Annotated in this window: 18 protein-coding genes; 3 read left to right on the top strand and 15 right to left on the bottom strand. The window is 67.2% G+C overall.

Annotation, left to right across the window (positions count from 1 at the left end):
- Positions 1-8 precede the first annotated feature (8 nt).
- From H3H36_RS00485 to H3H36_RS00465, 5 genes are all read right to left on the bottom strand, one after another.
- Positions 9-887 (bottom strand): c-type heme family protein, encoded by an 879-nt coding sequence (locus H3H36_RS00485; protein WP_182213021.1) that lies wholly within the window; start codon positions 885-887, stop codon positions 9-11.
- A gap of 41 nt (positions 888-928) precedes the next feature.
- Entirely contained in the window at positions 929-1786 is an 858-nt protein-coding gene (locus tag H3H36_RS00480) for a FecR family protein (protein ID WP_182213020.1), read from the bottom strand.
- Between the two features lie 129 nt (positions 1787-1915).
- Entirely contained in the window at positions 1916-2470 is a 555-nt protein-coding gene (locus H3H36_RS00475; protein ID WP_182213019.1) for a DUF4865 family protein, read from the bottom strand.
- A complete protein-coding gene (locus H3H36_RS00470; RefSeq protein WP_182213018.1) occupies positions 2467-2886 on the bottom strand; it encodes a tautomerase family protein in 420 nt (139 codons plus the stop codon). Before H3H36_RS00470 ends, H3H36_RS00475 begins: the two co-directional genes overlap by 4 nt.
- Before the next feature lie 11 nt (positions 2887-2897).
- Positions 2898-3209, bottom strand: coding sequence for a carboxymuconolactone decarboxylase family protein (locus tag H3H36_RS00465; RefSeq protein ID WP_182213017.1), 312 nt, complete (start codon positions 3207-3209; stop codon positions 2898-2900).
- 105 nt (positions 3210-3314) lie between these two features.
- Between H3H36_RS00465 and H3H36_RS00460 the strand changes: the two genes are divergently transcribed.
- Positions 3315-4196: a LysR substrate-binding domain-containing protein gene (locus tag H3H36_RS00460; protein ID WP_182213016.1), complete on the top strand. Its 882-nt coding sequence runs from the start codon at positions 3315-3317 to the stop codon at positions 4194-4196.
- A 9-nt stretch (positions 4197-4205) separates the two neighbouring features.
- On the opposite strand, the gene H3H36_RS00455 is transcribed toward H3H36_RS00460, so the two are convergent.
- From H3H36_RS00455 to H3H36_RS00415, 9 genes are all read right to left on the bottom strand, one after another.
- Positions 4206-6218, bottom strand: a complete 2013-nt coding sequence (locus tag H3H36_RS00455) for an ATP-binding protein (RefSeq protein ID WP_220459550.1) — start codon at positions 6216-6218, stop codon at positions 4206-4208.
- Positions 6208-7050, bottom strand: coding sequence for an enoyl-CoA hydratase/isomerase family protein (locus H3H36_RS00450; protein WP_182213014.1), 843 nt, complete (start codon positions 7048-7050; stop codon positions 6208-6210). The genes H3H36_RS00455 and H3H36_RS00450 overlap by 11 nt, the downstream gene beginning before the upstream one ends.
- 9 nt (positions 7051-7059) lie before the next feature.
- A complete protein-coding gene (locus tag H3H36_RS00445) occupies positions 7060-8685 on the bottom strand; it encodes an acyl-CoA carboxylase subunit beta (protein ID WP_182213013.1) in 1626 nt (541 codons plus the stop codon).
- Position 8686: 1 nt separating this feature from the next.
- Positions 8687-9856, bottom strand: coding sequence for an acyl-CoA dehydrogenase family protein (locus H3H36_RS00440; RefSeq protein WP_182213012.1), 1170 nt, complete (start codon positions 9854-9856; stop codon positions 8687-8689).
- Positions 9857-9904: 48 nt separating this feature from the next.
- Complete coding sequence (locus H3H36_RS00435) at positions 9905-10759, bottom strand: SDR family oxidoreductase (RefSeq protein WP_182213011.1); 855 nt, start codon at positions 10757-10759, stop codon at positions 9905-9907.
- A gap of 21 nt (positions 10760-10780) precedes the next feature.
- A complete protein-coding gene (locus tag H3H36_RS00430) occupies positions 10781-11641 on the bottom strand; it encodes a beta-keto acid cleavage family enzyme (protein WP_182213010.1) in 861 nt (286 codons plus the stop codon).
- Positions 11642-11830: 189 nt separating this feature from the next.
- Positions 11831-13954, bottom strand: a complete 2124-nt coding sequence (locus H3H36_RS00425) for a 3-hydroxyacyl-CoA dehydrogenase NAD-binding domain-containing protein (RefSeq protein WP_182213009.1) — start codon at positions 13952-13954, stop codon at positions 11831-11833.
- 10 nt (positions 13955-13964) lie between these two features.
- Positions 13965-15170 carry an acetyl-CoA C-acetyltransferase gene (locus H3H36_RS00420; protein ID WP_182213008.1) on the bottom strand — a complete coding sequence of 402 codons (1206 nt, stop codon included), beginning with the start codon at positions 15168-15170 and terminating at the stop codon, positions 13965-13967.
- A gap of 25 nt (positions 15171-15195) precedes the next feature.
- The gene (locus tag H3H36_RS00415; RefSeq protein ID WP_182213007.1) at positions 15196-16332 is read right to left on the bottom strand and encodes an acyl-CoA dehydrogenase family protein; all 1137 of its coding nucleotides are present in this window, start codon (positions 16330-16332) and stop codon (positions 15196-15198) included.
- A gap of 137 nt (positions 16333-16469) precedes the next feature.
- Here H3H36_RS00415 and H3H36_RS00410 point away from each other — a divergent pair, with 137 nt between their 5' ends.
- Positions 16470-19160: a winged helix-turn-helix domain-containing protein gene (locus H3H36_RS00410; RefSeq protein WP_182213006.1), complete on the top strand. Its 2691-nt coding sequence runs from the start codon at positions 16470-16472 to the stop codon at positions 19158-19160.
- Positions 19161-19377: 217 nt separating this feature from the next.
- The gene (locus tag H3H36_RS00405) at positions 19378-21066 is read left to right on the top strand and encodes a methyl-accepting chemotaxis protein (protein ID WP_182213005.1); all 1689 of its coding nucleotides are present in this window, start codon (positions 19378-19380) and stop codon (positions 21064-21066) included.
- A 31-nt stretch (positions 21067-21097) separates the two neighbouring features.
- On the opposite strand, the gene H3H36_RS00400 is transcribed toward H3H36_RS00405, so the two are convergent.
- Complete coding sequence (locus H3H36_RS00400) at positions 21098-23266, bottom strand: putative bifunctional diguanylate cyclase/phosphodiesterase (protein WP_182213004.1); 2169 nt, start codon at positions 23264-23266, stop codon at positions 21098-21100.
- Positions 23267-23298: the final 32 nt, after the last annotated feature.

The following is a 23298-nucleotide window of genomic DNA, read 5'->3' as shown; positions in this document are numbered from 1 at the left end:
CTGGTCGCTTATTCATCGAGCATCTTCAAGGCGCTGGCCAGGCTGGTGCGCATGCGCGTGAACGACTGCGCCAGCGCGCTCAGTTCATCGCCGCCCTTGACCTGGAACTCCTCGGCGTCGAACTTGCCCATGCTGACCTGGTCGGCCACCTGGGCCAGGTGGGTGATGCGGCGCGTCACCAGCAGGTGCACCATCACGTTGAGCGCGATCAGCACCACCACGAACACGCCCAGCAGCGACAGCATGAAGGTGCGGAAGATGGCGTTGGCGCGCTGCAGCGGCACGGCCATCGGCACGGAAATCACCTGCGCGCCGACGATCTCGTTGAGCTGCCATGCGAAGCCATTGTTGGGGCCATAGATGTCGACCATGGTCTTGGGCGCGTTGGCGGCCGTGCTGTGGCAGCTCAGGCAGGCGCCATCCTTGATCTGCAGCGGCCGCGCGATGTACAGGCTGCGGCCGGTGGCCGTCTCGCGCTCGCCCGAATACTCCGTCAGTTCCGGCGACTTGCGCAGCTTCTGCACGATGTCGACCTCCCAGTCGGTGGCCTTGTCGCGCAGGTTGGTCGGGTTCAGCGTCGCCTCCTTGTACGAGAAATCGGGATAGGCCTTGAGGATCACGTTCAGGTTCTCCACCGCCGAATACGACGGCACCGACTGCGGATGGAACTCGTACTTCATCTGGTTGGCCAGCAGCGGCTGGATCTGCTTGGCCGTATAGCCGCGCACACTCTTGGCCGCCTCCAGCAGCAAGCGGGCATTTTGCAAGGTCTCCTCGCGCGCGCTCTGCTTGAGCAGGCTGTCGGCGATGAAGCCGGCGGCCACGAAGCCGACGGCGAAAATGGTCACGAACACCAGATTGAACTTGCTTGCGATGGACAACTTCATATCGGCTCCTGCGAGGTTGGATGAAGGTTGCGGCGCCGGCGTTACGGCGTGGACGGATGTTTGACGACGGGATGCAGCACGGCTTGCCATTCACTGCCATGGCCAAGGGCCTGGTCCAGCTGCTGGCGAAAACGGGGATCCTGCAGCCGCGCATGGAAGCGCGCCACGAAATGCTTGCGCACGGCCAGGCTGCAGCGCAACCAGCCTTCGACGTCGGCGAAATCGACGGCGCGCTGGCGTTGCGCCGGCACTTTGACCGGCTTGGCCGGCTGCGGCGCGGGCGCCAGCCGGTCGCGGAATGGTAGCGGCATATCGCGCAGGAACTGCGGATCGGCGCGGGGCTGCATCACCAGGGGCTTGCCGGCGTCGGCCTGCACATAGCTCTCGGACGCCACTTTTTGCATGGGGCCGGCCTTGCCCGGCCCGGTGACGGGCGCGGCCAGCTGTTCACCGGAATCGGCGAACAGGGCATCGCGCCCCGGCCGGCTGAAGACGACAACCGCGCCGCCCCCCACGCTGGCCTGCAGCGCCTCGGCGGCGACCATGGCGCGGCCGGCGCCGGTCTGCACCTTGATCCAGCCCTGCAGCAGCGCCAGCTCGGTGCTGCCTTTCGGTGCGGCGCCGATTGCAGACAGGTAGAGCCGGGTTTGTGGGCCGACGGCCACGATGGTGCCGCTGTCGAGCTCAAGCTGAGCCCCGCCGGCCCCGGTCTCGACGATGTCGTCCTGTTCCAGTGGCGTGCCGTTGACGGCCTGGTACACATCGGCGGCACGGATCACCCGCACCGGCTGGTCAGCCATCGCCAGGCGGACAGAAGGCGCGGCCCAGGCCGTAGCGCCAAAAGTGAGCAGCCACGCCAGCGCGGCCGCGGTGGTAGAAATGGATGAGTGCTTCGCCATGACGTTCTCGGGGTCCGGTGCCGTTGTCTCGCCATGAGAATAACATGGGATTTTGACATCGCCGCCCAAATTTTTGGTTCCCGTCCAAAGAACCGGGAGTCAACGCATGGTGAGCACGGCTCCCCGGGGCTAAGGCACCGACATATGGCCGACCTCGTAACGCTGTTCCTGCGGCTGCGGTGGCAACTCTATTGCGTCGCGCCACAGCGAGAACTGCACCAGCGACCAGCTGCCCGGCTCAAATCCCACCACCACGGCCAGCGCACCACCGTCGCGCAGCGCGTTCGCTGCCACCTGCTCCTGCTCCCGCAACGCCGCCAGCGCGGTGTAGGGCGCGATCGGCTTGACAATGCGGCGTGCTTGACGGGCTGACGCCACGTCCTCGGACAGCCAGCTATGCCACACCGTCCACGTCTTGATCGATGGCCAGCCGAACGCCTGCGCCACGCCCGCAAAACCTGGACCATTGACGAAGGCATGCATGGCTTCCGGCTCGCGCCACAGGTAGAACGGCGCATACAGGTTCTCGGCCGTGCCGCCACGGTTCCTGTCGGCGCTCAGGTAGGCTTTGAACGCCAGGCCGGGAAAATCGTTCAGCATATGGCCCTTGCTGGCGATGCGGTGGCGGATGATGTCCATGTCGTAGTCGGCCGGCAGCACGAAGCTGTATTGCATCGCCATCATGGCTGCGCCTCCGCCATCGCGTTCTGCCACGCGGCGCCGGGTGCATACAGCTCACCGCCGCCAAACGACCAGTCGTCCGCCTGGGTGGTGGTGATGACCACCATCACGTCCTGCGGACTCACGCCGGGCGACTCGGCCAGCAGTTCGACCAGCCGGCCGTAGAACGCTTGCTTGACGGCCGTGCTGCGGGCGCGGCCGGCCGTCACGTTGATCAGCATGTAGTCGTCCGAGCGCGGGCCGGCCATGTAGTGGCGGTCGAAGCTCATTTCATACGGTTCGTGCTGGTGGATGACCTGGAAGCGGTCGTCCGCCGGCACGCCGAACGTGTCCACCAGCGCCTGGTGCAGGCTGTCCGACACGGCCCGCAGGTACTCGGGCGATTTTCCCTTCAATAGCGAAATGCGGCTCATGGGCATGATGTGCTCCTTCAGTGGTTTTGCTTCAGCAGGTTGATGGCCGATGCCGCCGTGGGCCAGCCGGAATAGAACGCCAGGTGGGTGATGAGCTCCACCAGCTCGTCGCGCGTCACGCCGTTTTCCAGCGCACGCGCCAGGTGAAACGGCAGTTGTTCGAGGCGGTACATGGCCACCAGCGCCGCCACCGTCACCATGCTGCGGTCGCGCAGCGACAGGCCGGGGCGCTGCCAGACGTCGTCGAACAGCACCTTGTCGGTCAGCTCGGCCAGTTTGGGGGCGATGGCGCCCATGCTCTGTTGTCCTGCGGTGGAACCTGTCGTCATAGGGTCGTTCTCCATGTGTTGATTTGACAGGGACACGATACGCGACTATCTTGATCCTGAAAATCAGGAATATCTGAATAGACAATCCCGAAAATCAGGACAATCATGCGTAGAATCACTTTCGACCTCGACATCCTGCGCTGCTTCGTCACGGGCGTGGATCTGGGCAGCTTTGCCAAGGCGGCCGACCGCCTGGGCCGCTCCACGTCGGCCGTGAGCGCCCAGCTCAAGAAGCTGGAGGACCAACTTGGCACGCCCGTGCTGCGCAAGGCCGGGCGCGGCATGGCCACGACGGCGGCCGGTGAATCGCTGCTCGGCTACGCGCGCCGCCTGCTGGAATTGAACGATGAAGCGGCGACGGCCGTGCGCGGCGTGGACCTGGCAGGCAGCATCCGGCTCGGCATGCAGGAGGATTTTGGGGAGCACATCCTGACCGATGTGCTGGGGCGCTTCGCCCGCGCCCATCCCAGGCTGAGGATAGAGGCGCGCGTGGCCCGCAATGCGGTGCTCGCGGAGCAGATCGCGGCGGGCCAGCTGGACCTGGCGCTGGCCTGGAATGCCGGTGCGCCGCGCCCCCATGCGGAAGCGGTGGGCGAGACGCGCATGCGCTGGATAGGCACGCATGACTGCGACCCGCAGGCGCTGATCGCAAGCCCCGAGCCGGTGCCGCTGGTGCTGTTCGACGCGCCTTGCCTGATGCGCACGGCCGCCACCCATGCGCTGGACAAGGCCGGCATCGCGTGGCGCGTGGCCTTCACCAGTCCCAGCCTGGGCGGCGTCTGGGCCGCCGTGGCGGCGGGGCTGGGCGTGACGGTGCGCACGGAGGTCGGTCTGCCTTCCCGGCTGCGCACCCTCGATACGCCCGCCCTGCCACCGCTGCCCAAGGTCGGGCTGGACCTGCTGTTTGGCGCATCCGATCCCGGTCCCGTGGTCGGACGGCTGCGCGACGTGGTGCTGGAGACGGTCGCCCGGCACACGCCCGATTGAAGAATGGTGTTACGTCCCCGATTCCGGGGCCGGCTCCCGCACCGTCATCAATAGCTGGCGCGCCTTGACTTGCAGGCCAGGCTTGCAGGCCAGCGCCTCGATCACACCGTCCACCTGGCTGGTCACGGAAAACTCCATCTTCATCGCTTCCAGCACCGCCAGCGGCTGGCCTTTCGTGACCGCGCCGCCCGCTTCCACCAGCACGGAAATGATCTTGCCATCCATCGGTGCCAGCAGGCGGCCATCGCTGGCAGCGCCGCCACGGGCCGCTGGCGCCAGCGTCACGTCCTGGTATGCCAGCGTCGCACCCCGGCAGCTCAACCACAGGGTCGCGCCCGCCCTTGCCACCTGCGCAGTCTGCGCCACGCCGTCGTGAACGAAGCGGACAAGCTGGCCAGTGCGCTCCAGTACCAGCGTGACGCCGCCTTCTTCCGTCTGAACTTCGTAACGTCCAGCGCCACATGGCCGCACGCTGGCCTTGAACACGCCGTCGCCACACCTGAGTCGCACCGCCACGGCGGCGGCGGCGGAGCTTTGCCACTCCATCAATTCACAGTCCAGCCCTTCGCCTTGGGCCAGCGCATCGGCATCCTGCCGGTAGAACAGCAGCGCGGCCAGTGCGCGGTGCACCGTGTCGCCTGCCAGCGCGGCCACCAGTTGGCCAGCCGGGAAGTGTTCCGCGATGAAGTCCGTCGAGAACCGGCCCGACGCGAACGCGGGATGGGCGAGCACCAGGCGCAGGAAGTCGCGGTTGCTCGGCACGCCCAGTAGCACCGTCTCGTCCAGCATCCGCAACAGCGTGCGGCGCGCCTGTTCGCGATCCGCGCCGCTGGCGATCAGCTTGCCCTGCATGGAATCGTAATTGGGCGCGATGACGCCGCCCTCGCGCAAGCCATGATCAACCCGCATGCGCGGCCCGGTTGGCGCACGCCACGTCAGCAGCGTTCCCGTCTGCGGCAGGAATCCCTGTGCGGGGTCTTCCGTGCACAGGCGCACCTCGATGGCCCAGCCCTTGCGCCGTGCCAGGATCGCCTCCTGCGCCAGCGGCAAGGCTTCGCCCTGCGCCACGCGCAACTGCCATTCCACCAGGTCGAGGTCGTACACGATCTCGGTGACGGGATGCTCGACCTGCAGCCGCGTATTCATCTCCAGGAAGTAGAACTGCCCGTCCTCGGCCAGCATGAACTCCACCGTGCCCGCGCCCACATAGCGCACCGCGCGCGCCGCAGCCACGGCGGCCGCGCCCATGCGCATGCGCAGTACGTCATCCACGGCCGGGCTGGGGCACTCCTCCACCACTTTCTGGTGCCGGCGCTGAACCGTACAATCGCGTTCCCCAATGTGCACGACATTGCCGTGCCGGTCGCCAAACACCTGGATCTCCACGTGGCGCGCGTTGAGCACGGCCTTTTCGATCAGCAGTTGGCCATCGCCGAACGCATTGGCGGCCTCGCTGCGCGCGGAGGCAATGGCGGCGGCCAGTTGCGCCTGCTCGTGCACCAGCCGCATGCCACGCCCACCACCACCGGCCGCCGCCTTGACCATCACGGGCAGGCCGATTTTCAGCGCCTGCGCAGCCAGGAATGCATCGTCCTGATCGTTGCCCTGTGCATTGTCATGGCAACCGGGAACGCACGGTACACCCGCTTCCAGCATCAGCGCCTTGGCGTTGCTCTTGTTGCCCATGGCGGCTATGGCTTCCGGGTCCGGGCCGATGAACACCAGTCCCGCCGCCTGCACGGCGCGCGCGAACGCCGCGCTCTCGGACAAGAAGCCGTAGCCGGGATGGACGGCGCCACAGCCCGTATCCAGCGCCGCCTGCACCAGCTTTTCAATCACCAGGTACGATTGCGCGGCCGGCGCGGGACCAATCGCCACGGCTTCGTCGACCTGCGCCACATGCAGGGCGTCGCGATCCGCTTCAGAATAGACGGCCACCGTCGCGTAGCCGAGCTTTTTGCAGGCGCGGATTACGCGCAGCGCGATTTCGCCGCGATTGGCGACCAGGACTTTATCGAACATCTGCTTCACCCGTCTCCACATTGCCGGCCGCCGCCCATTGCGGCAGCCGCTTTTCCACGAACGCCTGCGTGCCTTCGGCCGCTTCCGGCCCGTTCAACGCGGCTGAAAACAGGGTTGCCGCCCGGTCCAGCACCTGCCCCAGCGGTTCGCCACCCACGGCCAGCATGATCTGCTTGGTCACGGCATTCGCGCCGGGCGCGCAGCGCATGATCTGCGCCAGCACCTGCGCCTCGCGCGCGCCCAGCGCCGCGTCGCTGTACTCAACGAAATGGGCCAGCCCGAGCCGATAAGCCTCCGCACCATCAAACCGCCCGCCGCACACGCCCAGCCTCCGCGCTTGCGACAGGCCGATGCGCTGCACGACGAAGGGCGCGATCTGTGCCGGAATCACGCCCAGGCTCGTCTCGGGCAAGCCAAAGCTGGCGTCGTTACGCACGATCGTCACGTCGGCCACACAGGCCAGGCCGAAGCCGCCGCCCAATACCGCCCCTTCGGCCACGACAACCACCGCTTGCGGCACGCCATTCACCAGTTCCAGCAGCGTGCCGAAACGGCGGTTGAACGCGGCCACGGGATCTGTCCCCGGTGCGGCCTCCTGGCGGCGCAGCCGGGCGAAGTCCTTCACATCGCCACCGGCGCAAAAATTGCCGCCCGCGCCGCGCAGCACCACGGCCCGCACTTCCGTGCAGGCGGCGACGGCTTCAAAGGCGACGATCAGCTCTTCCAGCAGCTGCGCATTCATGGCGTTGCGCGCTTCCGGGCGGTTGATCGTCAGGTGCAGCACGGCGCCTTCGCGGCGTGCCTGCAGCGCGGAATCTTCGATAGTCTGCATGGAACGCTCCTAGAATCGGGCGACGCCGAAACTGCTGGCCTGCGTGGTACGCAGTTTCGCCTCGCGGCAGATAGCCAGCGTGTAGGCGAGCACCCGGCGCGTGTCGCGCGGGTCGATCAAGCCATCGTCGTAGAGCCGCGCGGTGCCCGCCAGGCTGTGCGACTCGGCCTCGAACTGGCGCACCACGCCCATCTCCATCTTGGCCAGTTGCGCCTCCTCGGCCTCCGATACGGCCCGCCCTTCCTTCAGCCACTTTTCACGGGTGACGATGGACAGCACCTTGGCCGCCTGCTCGCCGCCCATGACGGCCGTGCGCGCGTTGGGCCAGGCGAAAATGAAATCGGGATCGAAGCCGCGCCCGGACATGCCGTAATTGCCCGCGCCGAACGAGGCGCCGATCACCACCGTGATACGCGGCACGCGGATATTGGCCACGGCCTGGATCATCTTTGAGCCGTGCTTGACGATGCCGCCCTGCTCACTCTCGCTGCCAACCATGAAGCCCGTGGTATTCATCAGGAACACCAGCGGGATGTTCGCCTGGTCGCACAGCTGCATGAACTGCCCGACCTTGGCCGCGCCATGGGCCGTGATGGGGCCGTTGTTGCCGATGATCCCCACCGCCATGCCATGGATGGACGCGCGCCCGCAGACGGTGTGGGCATCGTATTCGTCCTTGAAATCGAGGAAGTCGCTGCCGTCCACCAGCCGCGCGATCACTTCCCGGCAATCGTAGGGCTTGCGGTAATCGACGGGCACGAGGCCGCACAATTCTTCGGCGTCGTACAGTGGTTTGCGCACCTGCGCCGCCGGCGCGGCCGGGCGATCCTTGTTCCAATCGAGGCTGCGCACGATGTCGCGCGCGATGCGGATGGCGTCCGCGTCGTCCTCGGCCAGGAATTCGCTGGTGCCGGCCACCTGGCAGTGCATCTCGGCGCCGCCCAGGTCTTCATCCTTCGCCACTTCGCCGGTGGCCGCAAGCAGCAGCGGCGGCCCGGCCAGGAATACCTTGGCGCGCTTGCGCACCATGACCACGTAGTCGGACAGGCCCGGCATGTAGGCGCCGCCGGCCGTGCTGGAGCCATGCACCACCGTGATCTGCGGGATGCCCGCCGCCGACAGGCGCGCCTGGTTGGCGAAGATGCGTCCGCCGTCCGTGAAGATCTCGGCCTGGTACAGCAGGTTGGCGCCGCCCGACTCGATCATCGAAATCAGCGGCAGCTTCTGCGCCAGCGCGATTTCCTGCATCCGCAGCGTCTTGCGCATGCCCCAGGGCGTGACGGTGCCGCCCTTGATGGCGCTATTGGACGCGTTCAGCATCACCCGCGCCCCGCCCACGTAGCCGATGCCGCAGATGGTATTGCCGCCCGCGAGCGAGCCATCCTTGTCGTCGTGCTGGCGCAGGCCGGCCAGCGAGGCGATTTCCAGGAACGGCGAACCGCGGTCGAGCATCAGGTTGATGCGCTCGCGCGGGGTGAGCTGGCCGCGCTGGTGGAACTGCGGCTGGCGCGCAGCCTCTGTGGCGCGCACCATGTCCTCGGCCGCGCGCACTTCGGCCAGCGCCGCCAGCATGTCCTCGCGCTGGCGCGCGTAGCTCTCCGACTGCGTGTCGAGCTGCGAAGCGATGATGGCCATATCAGGCTCCGCGCTTGCCCGGCAGGGTGCCCATCAGCTTGGCGATAATGCCCAGCATGACTTCGTCCGCACCGCCGCCGATGGAGGTCAGGCGGTAGTCGCGGTACAGGCGCGCCGGCAGCGATTCCCACGTGTAGCCCATGCCGCCCCAGTATTGCAGGCAGCTGTCCGTCACTTCGCGCGACAGGCGGCCCGCCTTCAGCTTGCACATGGAAGCCAGCTTGACCACTTCCAGGCTGTCCGGATTGGCGTGGTACAGCGTGCCGGTGCGGTAGATCAGCGCGCGCAGCGCTTCGATCTCCGTTTGCAGCTCGCCCAGGCGGAAGTGGATCACCTGGTTGTCGAGCAGCGAAGCGCCGAAGGCCTTGCGCTCGCGCGTGTAGTCGATGGTGGTCTGCACCAGCTTTTCCAGCCCCTTGACGCACATGGCGGCGCCGAACATGCGCTCTTCCTGGAACTGCTGCATCTGCATCTGGAAGCCGGCGCCTTCCTGGCCGATCAGGTAGCGCTGCGGCACGCGCACGTCGTCGAAGAACAGCTGCGCCGTGTCGGACGACCACATGCCCAGCTTGTCGATCTTCCTGGCGCGCTGCACGCCCGGCGTATTCATGGGCACCACGATCAGCGACTTGTTCTTGTGTGGCGCGCCGTCCGAGGTGTTGGCCAGCAGGCAGATCCAGTCCGACTGCATGCCGTTGGTGATCCACATCTTGGTGCCGTTGATGATGTAGTCGCCGCCGTCCTTGCGGGCCGTCGTCTTCACGCCCGACACGTCCGAGCCCGCGCCCGGCTCGCTCACGCCGATCGAGGCCACCAGCTCGCCGGCGATGGACGGGGCCAGGAATTCGCGCCGCAGTCCGTCCGAGCCGAAGCGGGCCAGCGCCGGCGTGGCCATGTCGGTCTGCACGCCGATCGCCATCGGCACGCCGCCGCAGTCGATCCGGCCCAGCTCTTCGGCGAAGGCGATGGCGTAGCTGTAGTCCAGCCCCATGCCGCCAAATTCGACCGGCTTGGTGATGCCCAGCAGGCCCAGCGCGCCCAGCTTCCTGAACAGCGCGCGGGCGGGGAAGATCTTCTCCGCTTCCCACTCGCTCACGTGGGGATTGATTTCCTGGTCGACGAACTTGGCTACGGTCTTGCGCAAGTCGGCGTGTTCTCTGCTCTCAAACATGGAACGTCTCCTCGAATTCGGAAATGGGATGGAATCAGGTCAATTGGGTCAGACCAGCACGCCGGCTGGCGGCGTCCAGTCCTCGGGCACGAACAGGTCGGCCTGCAAGCCGCCCTCTCCTTCCACCGCGCGATACTTGCGCAGGTCCGTCACGCCGTGGGCGATCAGCACTTCGTCGTCCATGAAGTGGCGGCCCGTCGTGCTGCGCGCGGGCTGGGTCAGGATGTGCCAGGCCGCGTCGGCCATGATCTCGGGCTTGCGGCTGCGCGCCGCGCCAGATGGCGACAGCAGGTTGCGCACCGCCGCCGTGAAGATCATGGTGCGCGGCCACAGCGTGTTGAAGGCGATGCCGTCCTCGCGGAATTCCTCGGCCATCGCCATCGCGTACATGCTCATCGCGTACTTTGCCATGGCGTAGGCGGGATACGGGGCGAACCATGCGGGCACCAGGTTGAGCGGGGGCGACATGTTGAGCACATGCGGATTGTCCGACTCGCGCAAACGGGGCACGCACGCGCGGCTGACCATGTAGGTGCCGCGCGCATTGATGTCATGCATTAAATCATAGCGCTTGGGATCAAGCGCCAGCGTACGCGCCAGGCTGATGGCCGACGCGTTGTTCACACAGATATCGATACCGCCAAAGCGGTCCACCGTCTGTTCTACGGCGCCTGCTATCTGTTCTTCGTCGCGGATATCGCACGCTATTGCCAGCGCGCGTCCGCCTGCCTGTTCGATTTCCGCGGCCGCCGTGTAGATGGTGCCGGGCAGCGTGGGATGGGGTTCCGTGGTCTTGGCCACCACCGCCACGTTGGCGCCATCGCGCGCGGCGCGCAGCGCCAGCGCCAGGCCGATGCCGCGCGAGGCGCCGGTGATGAACAGGGTTTTGCCTTTCAAACTCATGACGTGTTCCTCTCGCGTGGATCAGTGGGTGGCCAGCATGGCACGTGCCTCGACCGGCGAGGCGATCTCGCGGCCGGCGGTGCGGGCCGTCGCCACCAGCGCCTCGATCAGTTGTCCGTTGCCGGTGGCCTTGGCGCCGTCGGGCAGGTAGAACGTGTCTTCCAGGCCGGTGCGCAGATGACCGCCCAGCTCCGCGATGCGGCGGTGCAGCGGCCACACTTCCTCGCGCCCGATCACGATGCCCTGCCATTGCGCGCCGGACGGAATGTACTTCATCAGCACCTGCAACAGATCCACGTCGGCCGGCATGCCGGAGGCCACACCCAGCACCAGCGACACGTGCAACGGGTCGCGCAGCAAGCCGGCCGCGCGCAGCATGGGGATCGAGCGCAGGATGCCCACGTCGAAGCACTCGCATTCCGGGATCACGCCGTTCTCCTGCATCACCTTGAGGAAGGCGGCGATCTTCTCGACCGGGTTATCGAACAACATGGGTGGCCAGGCCCAGGCGCCCGACGAGGTGGTCTTCAGGTAATTGAGGCTGCCCGCGTTCATGGCCGCCATCTCCGGCTTGCAGCGCTCCAGGCAGGCCACGGGGCCGGCGATGTCGCGTCCCACCACGCCGGTGGAGAAATTGAGGATCACGCCAGGGCAGGCATCGCGTATCGCTTGGGCGATGTGTTCCACCACGTCCGGCTCCCAGGTCGGCAGGTGGCCCTTGCCCGGCTGCTGGTTGCGGAAGTGGACGTGCATGATGGAGGCGCCGGCGTTGAAGGCATCGCGGGCGGAACGCGCCATGTCGTCCGCCGTCACTGGCACCGGGTGTTGTTTGGGATCGGTCAGCACGCCCGTCAGGCTGCAGGTCACGATTGCTTTGTTCATCGACACGCCACTCCTTGCGAAGATTCGTTCGGCGCCCCGCGGCACCTTCTGCAAACGATAGTACACACGATTAGACAGTGTGTCTAGATTTGTCGTCCACCAACAAAAAGATTGATGCGAAAACAACACGGGGCCGCACATTGGCGGCCCCGCGAGGTTGTCAGTCAGCCCGTCGGAGGGCCGCCGGACTTAACGGCTGTAGAAGGTGCGGCCGTTATCGGCCATCGTCTGCAACAGCGCTGGTGGTGCAAATCGCTCGCCGAATTGCGACGCCAATGCGTCGCACTGGCCGATGAAGGCCGCGATGCCGGTGCTGTGGATATGGCCGATGGTACCGCCCCGGAACGGCGGGAAGCCCCAGCCCAGGATAGCGCCGATGTCGGCGTCGCGCGCCGTCGTCAGCACGCCCTCCTCCATGCAGCGCACCGTCTCCACCGCCTGCACGGCGATCAGGCGCTGCACCAGCACGCTGACATCGGGCTGCTCGGCGGCCGGCGGGAACAGCTCCGCCAGTCCTGACCACAGCGACTTCTTGCCGCCTTCCGGATAATCGTAGAAGCCCTGGCCCACCTTCTTGCCGATGCGGCCCAACGCCACGATGCGCTGCGCCACCTCCAGGCCGGGACGGGGACGATAGGCGTCGCCCAGGTCGGCCGCCGTCTGCTTCTCGATCTTGACCAGCAGTTCGGCCGACACTTCATCCGTCAGCGCCAGCGGGCCGACCGGCATGCCCGCTTGCAGGCCGGCGTTCTCGATCAGGGCCGGGCGCACGCCCTCCTTCAGCATCTGCAAGCCTTCCATCACGTAGGTCGAGAACACGCGGCTGGTGTAGAAACCGCGCGCATCGTTGACCACGATGGGCGTCATGCCGACGGCGGCGATGTAGTCCAGCGAACGGGCCAGCGTGGCGTCGCTGGTGCCCTTGCCCATGATGACTTCCACCAGCGGCATCTTGTCGACCGGCGAGAAGAAATGCAGGCCGATGAAGTTGGCGGGACGGGCGCTCGCTTCGGCCAGGCCGGTGATCGGCAGGGTCGAGGTGTTGGACGCGAAAATCGCATCCGGCGCCAGCACCGCTTCGCTCTTGCGGGTCACGTCGGCCTTGATGGCGCGGTCCTCGAACACGGCTTCGATCACCATCTCGGCGCCGTCCAGCGCCGCATAGTCGGTGGTGGGCACGATGCGCTCCAGCAGCGCGGCGGCCTTCTCCGGCGTGATCTGGCCGCGCGCGGCCTGCTTTTCCAGCAGCTTGCGGCTGTAGTCCTTGCCACGTTCCGCCGCTTCCAGCGACGTGTCGAGCAACACGGCCGTGATGCCTGCCTTGGCCGTCACGTAGGCGATGCCGGCGCCCATCATGCCCGCGCCGAGGATGCCCACGCGGCTGTAGCGCTGCTTGGGCACACCGGCCGGACGGGCGGCCAGCTTGTTGGCCTCGTTCATGCCGAAAAACAGGCTGCGGATCATGTTCTTGGCCTGCGGGCTCAGGACGGCGTGCACGAAATAGCGCGCTTCCGTCTTCAGGCCCGTATCGAGGTCGGTGATCAAGCCTTCGTACACGCACGACAGGATGTGCTCGGGCGCCGGGTAGTTACCGTAGGTTTTGGCGCGCAGCATGGCGTTGGCGGCCATGATCAGTTGTTGCACGGCCGGGCTGACGATGGCGCCGCCGGGGATCTTGTAGCCTTTCGTGTCCCACGGTTGCTGCACGGGGCCGGTCTGCGCCAGCAGCCAGTCGCGGGCCGCCTGTACTTCGGTGCCGGCGGCCACCACGGCGTTCAGGATGCCCAGCTTGAGCGCGTCCGCCGCTTTCAGGCGCTTCCCTTCCAGCAGCAGCGGCAGCGCGTTCTGCACGCCGATCAGGCGCGGCAGGCGCTGGGTGCCGCCGCCGCCCGGCAGCAGGCCAAGCGTCACTTCCGGCAGGCCGAAACGGGCCGACGGCTTGTCGGCCGCCACACGATAGTGGCCGCACAGAGCCACTTCCAGGCCGCCGCCCAGCGTGGTGCCGGGCAGCGCCATGGCGACGGGCTTGCCGCAGGTTTCCAATTGGCGCAAGGCCTTGTGCAGGGCCGTGGTGCGGGCAAACAGTTCGGGGGCCGCGTCGGCCGATTGCAGCCATTCGAGGTCACCGCCGGCGATGAAGTCCGCCTTGGCCGACGTCATCAGGATGCCTTTGACAGCCGGGTCGCTCACGGCGCGCTCGATGGCGGCGAACAGCGCGGCGCAGCTCTCGCCGTTGATGACGTTCTGGCTGCGGCCTGGCATGTCCCAGGTCAGCGTGGCGATGCCCTGGGCGTCGAGTTCAAAATTGATCATGCCGCTCTCCTTAAATCCGTTCAATGATGGTGGCGATGCCCATGCCCGCGCCCACGCACAAGGTGGCGAGGCCGGTATTGAGGTCGCGCCGTTCCAGTTCGTCGAGCAGGATGCCCAGGATCATGGCGCCCGTGGCGCCAAGCGGATGGCCCATGGCGATCGCGCCGCCATTGACGTTCATGCGGTCATGCGGCACGTTCATCACCTGCATGAAGCGCAGGACGACGGCGGCGAAGGCTTCATTCAGCTCGAACAGGTCGATGTCGGAGGCGTTCATGCCGGCGCGCTTGAGCGCCTTCTCGGCCGCGTAGCTTGGGCCGGTCAGCATGATGGATGGCTCGGAACCGATGGTGGCGAACGAGCGGATACGGGCGCGCGGCTTGAGGCCGGAACGGGCGCCCGCTTCGGCGCTGCCGAACAGCACGGCGGCCGCGCCGTCCACGATGCCCGAGCTGTTACCGGCGTGGTGCACGTGGTTGATGCGCTCCATTTCAGGATAACGCTGGCGGATCACGGAATCGAAACCGTATTTCTCGCCCATGTCGGCGAACGATGGCTTGAGCGCGGCCAGCGATTCGATGCTCGTCTGCGGGCGGATGGTTTCGTCGCGGTCCAGCACCAGCAGGCCGTTGATGTCGCGCACGGGGGCGATGGAGCCGGCGAACCAGCCCGCGTCCACGGCGCGCTGGGCGCGGCGGTGGCTTTCCACGGCGTAGGCGTCAAGATCGGTGCGCGAGTAGCCCCACAGGGTGGCGATCACGTCGGCCGAAATGCCCTGCGGGACGAAGTAGCCGGGCATGGCGCAGCGCGGGTCCACGGCCCAGGCGCCGCCGTCGGCGCCCATGGGCACGCGCGACATGGCTTCCACGCCGCCGCCCACGGCCATATCGGCCTGGCCGGACATGACCAGCGCGGCCGCCATATTGCACGCTTCCAGGCCGGAAGCGCAGAAGCGGTTGACCTGCACGCCCGAGACGCTCTGGTCGTATTCGGCCGCCAGCGTGGCCACGCGGCCGATGCAGGCGCCCTGCTCGCCCACCGGCGTCACGCAGCCCAGGATCACGTCGTCCACATTGGACGTGTCGAGTTCATTGCGGTCGCGCAGCGCGCGCAGCGCCGTTGCCGCCAGCTCCACCGGGGTGGTGCCGTGCAGCGAGCCGTCCTTCTTGCCTTTGCCGCGCGGCGTGCGCACGGCGTCGTAGATGTATGCTTCCATGTCGTCGGTCCTTGCGGTTGGAAGATTAAAGGGTGCGGCTGATCAGTTCTTTCATGATCTCGTTGGTGCCGCCGTAAATGCGCTGCACGCGCGCGTCGGCCCAGGCGCGGGCGATCGGGTATTCATGCATGTAGCCGTAGCCGCCGAACAGCTGCACGCAGCGGTCCATCACGCTGAACTGCAGGTCGGAGATATTGTACTTGGCCATGGAGGCCGTTTCGGCGTCCAGCTTACCGGCATTCATCAGCTCCAGGCAGCGGTCCACGAACACCTGGCCGACGGCGATTTCCGTCTTCATCTCGGCCAGCTTGTGGGCCACGGTCTGGAAGTCGCCGATGCATTTGCCGAAGGCCTTGCGCTCCTTGGTGTAGGCGATGGTCCAGTCCAGCGCGGCCTGGGCGGCGGCGATGCCGGTCACGGCGATCTGCAGGCGCTCCCATGGCAGTTCCTTCATCAGGTAGTAGAAGCCACGGCCTTCCTCGCCCAGCAGGTTGCGGGCCGGGACGCGCACGTTGTCGAAGAACAGTTCCGAGGTATCCTGCGCGCTCATGCCCATCTTGTGCAGGCGCTTGCCCTTGCTGAAGCCGGGCATGGTGGTGTCCACCACGAACAGGCTGATGCCCTTGGAGCCGGCCGTGGGATCGGTCTTGGCCACCACGATCACCAGGTCGCTCAGCCAGCCGTTGGTGATGAAGGTCTTGGAGCCGTTGAGGATGTAATCGTCGCCGTCGCGCACGGCGGAGGTCTTGATGCCCTGCAGGTCGGAGCCGGCGCCCGGTTCCGTCATGGCGATGGCGCCCACCATCTCGCCGGTGGCCATCTTGGGCAGGTAGGTCGATTTCAGGTAGTCGCTGCCGTGGTGCAGGATGTAGGGGGCCACGATTTCCGAGTGCAGGAAGAAGCCCACGCCGGTGGCGCCAACGCGCGCCTGCTCCTCCATGTAGACGGCGCTGTACAGCAGGTCCACGCCCGCGCCGCCGTACTGTTCCGGCATGCTGGTGCACAGCAGGCCGGCCGCGCCGGCCTTGTTCCAGATTTCGCGGTCCACGTGGCCCTGCTCCTCCCAGCGCGCGTGATGGGGCACGATCTCCCCTTCGATGAAGCGGCGGGCGGCGTCACGGAACGCTTCGTGGTCTTGGTTGTACAGGGTACGTGGAATCATGGGACAAGGTCTCCAATTAGTTGAGTATGCAAGTATTGTAGGCAGGGGGTGCCCGTGCCCGCATCGTCGGAAGCGACGAATTGCGCTCGCGCCCCTGAAAACGGTAAGATTGCGACTCCCGCAACTGACCTTCCCCTATGAACCCAGCCACCAGCGTCGCGCCCAACCGGCTCGCCGCCAAGCTCAATCCGCCCTCGCCGCCGGCCGCGCAAGTGCTGCGCAAGGCTGTGGCGGAGGCCGTGCGCGCGGCCCAGTCGGTGCGGCTGGTGCTGGTGCGGGCGCCGGCCGGATTCGGCAAGACCACCACCATGCTGCAATGCCGTGCCCAGTTCGAGGCCGACGGCGTGGAAACCCTATGGCTCACGCTGGACCGCAGCGACAACGACCCGGCCCGCTTCCTGGCCTGCCTGGCGGCGGCCGTGGCCCAGTTGCACGGCGAGCAGGCCGGCGCCAGCGACGGCGCGCTCGACATCATGGAACGGCTGGCCGCCCATCCCAGCCCGTTCGCGCTGTTCTTCGACGATTTCGAACACGTGACCGACCCCACAGTGCTGGACCTGGTGCGCGAACTGATCGCCAACCTGCCCCGTCGCGGCCAGCTCGTGATCGGCGCCCGCAGCCGCCCGGACCTGGGCCTGGGCCGCCTGCGCGCGCGCGGCCAGTTGCTGGAGATCGACACCACCCAGTTGCGCTTCTCGGCCGGCGAGGCGGCCGAATTCATCACCGGCCAGCGCCACATCGCACTGGGCGAGGCCGACCTGGCGGCCCTGTACCGCAAGACGGAAGGCTGGGCCGCCGCCCTGTGGCTGGCCTCGATGGCGCTGGAACGGCAGGAAGGCCGGGCCGACTTCATCGCCCGCTTCTCCGGCTCCAATGACGCCGTGGCCGACTACCTGGCCGACGACGTGCTGGCCCGCCAGAGCGGCACGGTGCGCGACTTCCTGCTGCGCACCTCCATCCTGCGCCACCTGAACGCCTCGCTGTGCGACGCCCTGCTGGGCCGCGAGGACAGCGCCCAGCTGCTGGCCGCGCTGGAACAGGCCAACCTGTTCATCCAGCCCATCGAAGGCGAACCGGGCACCTACCGCTACCACAGCCTGTTCGCCGGCTTCCTGCGCCAGCAACTGCGGATCACCATGCCGGGCGAAGAACAGCGGCTGCACCGCGCCGCATCGGACTGGTACCAGGCCCAGGGCGGCATCGTGCCCGCCATCGACCACGCGCTCGATGGCGGCAACCTGGAACTGGCGCTGCGGCTGCTGCAACAGCACGCCGAAGGGCTGCTGGAAGAAGGCCGCATGCACCTGCTCACGCGCTGGTTCAGCGCTATTCCGGCCGCCGCGCTGGCACAGGCGCCGATGCTGGTGGTGGTCAAGACGTGGGCGCTGGCCCTGAGCCGCGGCCCGCGCGAAGGGATGGCCGTGCTGGAAGCGTCCGGCTGCGCCGATTCCACCGATCCCGACGTGCGCGCCCACCTATTGGCCCTGCGCCCGTCGCTGCTGACGATGATGGACCGCATCGAAGAAGCCAGCGTGGCCGGCATGGAGGCGCTGGCCCAGCTCCCGCTCAGCAAGCCGTTCGCGGAAAGCATGCTCATCAACGGCATGGCGCTGATCCTCTGTTCGCTGGGCCAGTACCAGCAGTCGCACCAGATGCTGGACGCGGCCCGCCGCAAACAGGGCGACGGCGCCGGCATCTTCAACCGCATGTATTCGGAATCCATCGAAGGCATCCTGGACCTCGAAGGCGGCCGGCTGCGCCAGGCCAGCGCGCGCTTCCGGCTGGCCGTCAACACCACGCACGCGCCGTCCTACACCCACACGCACGGCAACGCCTTCGCCGGCGTGCTGTACGCGGACGCGCTGTACGAAGCGAACGAACTGCGCACGGCGGCCCACCTGTTCAACGTCTACGTGCCGCTGGCCAAGGACGTGGCGCTGGCCGACCACATGATCATCGGCTACACCCGCCTGGCCCGGATCGCTTTCACGCGCGGCGACATCGACATGATGCTGCAATACCTGAGCGAACTCGAATACACAGGCTACCAGCGCCAGTTGCCGCGCGTGGTGGCCAGCGCCAAGCTGGAACGGGCGCGCATGCTGCTCTTGCAAGGCAACCGCGTGGCCGCCCGCGAGGAACTGGAACGGGCCAACGACACGGCCGTGTGGACCCGCGTGCGCGCGCTGCGCCTGCTGGCGCACGACGTGGAGCATTTCGACCTGGGACGGCTGCGCTGGGAAGCGCACTTCGGCCCGGCCGACGCCGCGCTCGACCAGCTTGAAGCAGCGCTGGCGGAAGCGGCGGCCGAGGGCCGCGTGCGGCGCCAGCTCAAGCTGCAACTGCTGCGCGCCATCGCCCTGCACCATGCGGGCCAGGCGCGCGCCGCGCAAACGGCCATGCAGCAGGCGCTGCGCGAGGCCAGCGGCGAAGGCTTCGTGCGGCTGATCGTGGACGAAGGCCCGGTGGCGGGCCTGCTGGTGCGCCGCCTGCACGACAGCCTGCGCGCCGACCCGGCGGCCCGCCCCGATCCCCTGTTCAGCGACTACCTGCTGCGGCTGGCGCAAGCCTTCCCGCCGGCCGAGGCGGAAATGGAAACGGCGCCGGAAACGGGCGCCGGCGCCGCGCTGGCCGAACCGTTGACCCAAAAAGAGACACGCATCCTGGCACTGTTGGCGGACGGCTACTCGAACAGTGCGCTGGCCGAAAAGCTGTTTGTCTCGGACAGCACGGTGCGCACCCATCTGCGCAACATCAACACAAAGCTCCATGCCCAGAGCCGTACCCAGGCGGTGGCGATCGCGCGCAAGCTGGGCATCATCGCCTGAGGCGCGGGCACCATGTCCTGGACAACGCGCAAATCTCGAATTTAGCAAATTAACCAAATAAAATAATATTTGGCAGCGAATCTGGCAATTGCATTGATTTGCGATATATTATTCCTCCACGGGAAGCATTTTCCCGGCCATATCCTCCGCATGCCACTTGTCCGCCACCCGGACCGGCCTGCGATCCTGCTGTCACCATCGCAAACAGGAGTATCCGATGCGTAACAACCTGCCCGTCACCAACCAAGAGTATGTCCTGAAGGACGCGCAAACCATCGTGTCCAAGACTGACCTCCAGGGCAACATCACCTATGTCAACCAGGACTTCATCACTATCAGCGGCTTCAGCGAGGAAGAACTGCTGGGCGCGCCGCAAAACATCGTGCGCCACCCGGACATGCCGCAGGTGGCGTTCGCCGACCTGTGGCGCACGCTCAAGGCGGGCAAGGCCTGGACCGGCATGGTAAAAAACCGTTGCAAGAACGGCGACCATTACTGGGTCGAGGCGAGCATGGCGCCGCTGCTGGAGCAAGGCCGGATGGTGGGCTACACGTCGATCCGCACCAAACCGAGCCGGGCCAAGGTGGAAGCGGCGGAACTGGCTTACCGCAAGCTGCGCGAGGGCCGCGAGCCGCTGTGGGTGCACGAGGGCGTGGTGGCGCGCCGTTCGCCATGGCGGCATGTGGCCGCGCTGGCGGAATGTCCCATGAATCGCCAGTTGGGTGTGGCCGGCAGCCTGATGCTGCTGCTGTTTGGCGTCATGCTGTGGATGGCCATCGCCCAGGGCAGCATGGTGTCGGCGGCCGGCGCCGGCCTGGGCATGGTGCTGCTGGGACTGTGCTGGGTGCTGCTACAGCGCAGCATGCTCGCACCGCTCGATGAGCTGCGGCGCGGCCTGAACCAGATGAGCACGGGCGACCTGACCGGCGCCATGCCGGCCCATGGCAGCAAGGAAGCGATCGACGCCTTGCAGGCGCTGCGCATCCTGCAGATCAACGTCAAGCTGCTGGTGGGGCAGATCAAGGAAGCGAGCGGTGTTGTCAACGACGCCGCCGCCGACCTCTCCAGCGGCAACGCCGACCTGTCCGCGCGCACCGAATCGCAGGCCGCCTCGCTGGAGCAGACGGCCGCCACGATGGATGAACTGACCAGCACCGTGCGCAGCAACGCCGACAACGCTCACGAGGCGACGGCGCTGGTCAACTCGGCCGCCGGCGTGGCCGCTGACGGCGGCCACGCCGTGCGCCAGGTGGTCTCCACCATGTCCACCATCCGCGGCCATTCAGGCAAGATGGCCGACATCGTCGGCGTCATCGACGGCATCGCGTTCCAGACCAACATCCTGGCGCTGAACGCGGCCGTGGAAGCGGCCCGCGCCGGCGAACAGGGCCGCGGCTTTGCAGTGGTGGCCACCGAGGTGCGCAACCTGGCCCAGCGCGCCGCCGGGGCGGCCAAGGAAATCAAGGTCCTGATCGGCGATTGCGTGGACGCGATCGACCAGGGCAACGTGCTGGTGACGGACGCCGGACGGGTGATGGACGATATCGTGCAGTCGGTGACCCATGCGGCCTGCCTGATGGCCGACATCAACGGCGCGAGCAAGGAACAGAGCGACGGCATCGTGCAGGTCAACCAGGCCGTGGGTCAGCTCGACACCATCACCCAGCAAAACGCGGCCGTGGTCAGCCAGGCCGTGGGCACGGCACAGTGCATGCAGCAGCAGGCGCACCATCTGGCCGTGCTGGTCGATCACTTCCGCCTCAACACCAGCACCACGCGCGCGCCCGCCCTGCAGCTGGCCACGCCGGCGGTGCGGCCGGCACCCGTGATGCAAACGGCGCGCGGAACGGCGCAAGCGACGGAGCGGCCGCACCGGACGCAGCGCACCTTGCGGCGCGTGGCCTGAACGCTGGAAGCGGCGGGCGGCGGCCGGCCGGTCAGGCCGTGGCCGGCGCCGGGCCCGATTGCGCGGCCAGGATGAAGGGCAGCGTGTCGGCCGCCGGCAGCGGGCGCGCATAGTGATAGCCTTGCACCTCGTCGCAGCCTAGCTTGCGCAGCAACTCCATCACGGCCGCGTTCTCCACGCCCTCGGCGATGGTCTTCAGGCCCAGGCTGTGGGCCATCTGGACGATGGCGCGCACGATGGCCGTGTCGTCCGGGTGGGCGTCGATGGCGCGCACGAACGACTGGTCGATCTTGAGTTTGTCGACGGCGAACTGCTTGAGATAAGCCAGGCTGGAATAGCCGGTGCCAAAATCGTCCACCGACAGGCTCACCCCCAGCTTGCGCAGCCGCTGCACAACGGCCAGCACCTGCTCCGGGTTTTGCAGCAGGATGGACTCCGTCAGTTCCAGTTCCAGCCAGCCCGCCGGCAGCCCGGCCTGTTCCAGCGCCGCGCGCACGTCCTGTTCCAGGTCGCCCCGGCCGAACTGCAGGGCCGACAGGTTGACCGCGACCACCATGTGCGGCACGCCCGCCGCGCGCCACTCGGCCATCTGGCGGCACGCCGTGCGCAGCACCCAGGCGCCGATCGGCACCATCAGGCCGCACTCCTCGGCCACCGGAATGAAGCGGGCCGGCGACACCAGGCCGTGGCCCGGGCGCTGCCAGCGGATCAACGCCTCCACGCCGATCATACGGCCGCTGGCCAGGTCGAACTGGGGCTGGTAATACAGCAGCAGTTCATCCCGTTGCAGCGCCTGCGCCAGGCCATTGCGGATATCGAGCCGGTCGGCCGCGTCCGACAACATGCGCGGCGCGAAACTGCACCAGGTGTTGCGGCCCTGGTGCTTGGCGTGGTACATGGCCGTGTCGGCCTTTTGCAGCAGGGTGTCGAAGTCGGCGCCGTCGTCGGGCGCCAGCGCCACGCCGGCCGAGACGGTGGTGGCCAGTTCCTGGCCAGCCAGTGCGATCGGTTCCTGCAGCCGGTGCAGCAGCATGTCCAGCACCGGCGCCAGCGCCGGCGCATCGGGCAGGATGCTCCACACCAGCAGGAATTCGTCACCACCCTGGCGGCTCACCGTGGCGCCGGGCGGCGCCAGCGCGCGCAGCCGGTTCGCCATTTCCTGCAGCACCCGGTCGCCCTGCAGGTGGCCCAGGCTGTCGTTGATCTGCTTGAAATTGTCGAGGTCGAGGAACACCAGCGCCAGCCGGCCGCCGTTCTGGCGCGCCACGGCGTCGCGGAAGCTGGTGCGGGCCATGAGCCGGTTGGGCAGCTCCGTCAGCGGGTCGTGGTAGGCCAGGAAGTGCAGCCGGTCCTCGGCGGCGCGCTGCTGGCGCACGGCGGTCGACAGACGCAGGAACGGCTCGCGCACGCTCGATACGAACACGGCCTGGTAGATGTAGCCATAGGCCACCACCTTGTACAAGTGGCCCAGCAGGCTGAAGATGTCGTTCACGTTGGCGTACAGCGTGAAGCACAATTCGCTCAGGATGGTGATGGCCGTGGCCCGCAGCAGCGGCGTGGCCTCGGACGCCGGCGCGCGCCAGAACAGCGCCAGCGGCACCAGCAGGATGGCAACGATGCCATATTCGGCCGCCAGCTTGATGGAGGTCAGCCCCTCGCCGGGCACGAACATGACGGGCCAGATCTCCGGCGCGTACAGTTGCAGGCCGTAGACGGCAGCCGTCAACGCCAGGGCCCCTGCCAGCATCAGGTAGCGCGTGGCGTTGCTGCGGAAGCGGGTCCAGGGCCGCAGCGCCACCACCAGCAACGTCAGCGCGACCGCGTAGCGGGCGCACAGCCAGAACGCGATCGCCTTTTGCGGCGAGGCCGGCGTGACGAAATCGGGCATGCCCTTGTAGGACAGCAGGTGGGCCAGGTCGATCAGGCCCACGGCCAGGAAACCGCAGGCCAGGATCATGGTGTTGCCGGCCCGTTCGCGCTGATGGGCGTTCCACGATACGGCGAAAATGAGGCCCGCCACCACCACGGCGAACAGCTCGAAGATGGTATGGGCGGCGGCCGAGAACAGCACTTCGCTTTGCTTGAGAGGCGCCGTCCAGGGGCTGAGCCAGACCAGCACCAGCAGCAGCGCCAGCCCGGCGAACAGCATGCCCCCGGCCGTCACCCGCGCGCGCGGCGCGGCGGCAGTGGCAGACGTCAACGGGGTCGGCTCAATCAACACGGTTCTGGGCA

This window comes from Rugamonas fusca (assembly GCF_014042365.1).
GTDB lineage: Bacteria > Pseudomonadota > Gammaproteobacteria > Burkholderiales > Burkholderiaceae_D > Rugamonas > Rugamonas fusca.
This window is presented reverse-complemented; position numbering and strand designations above follow the sequence as displayed.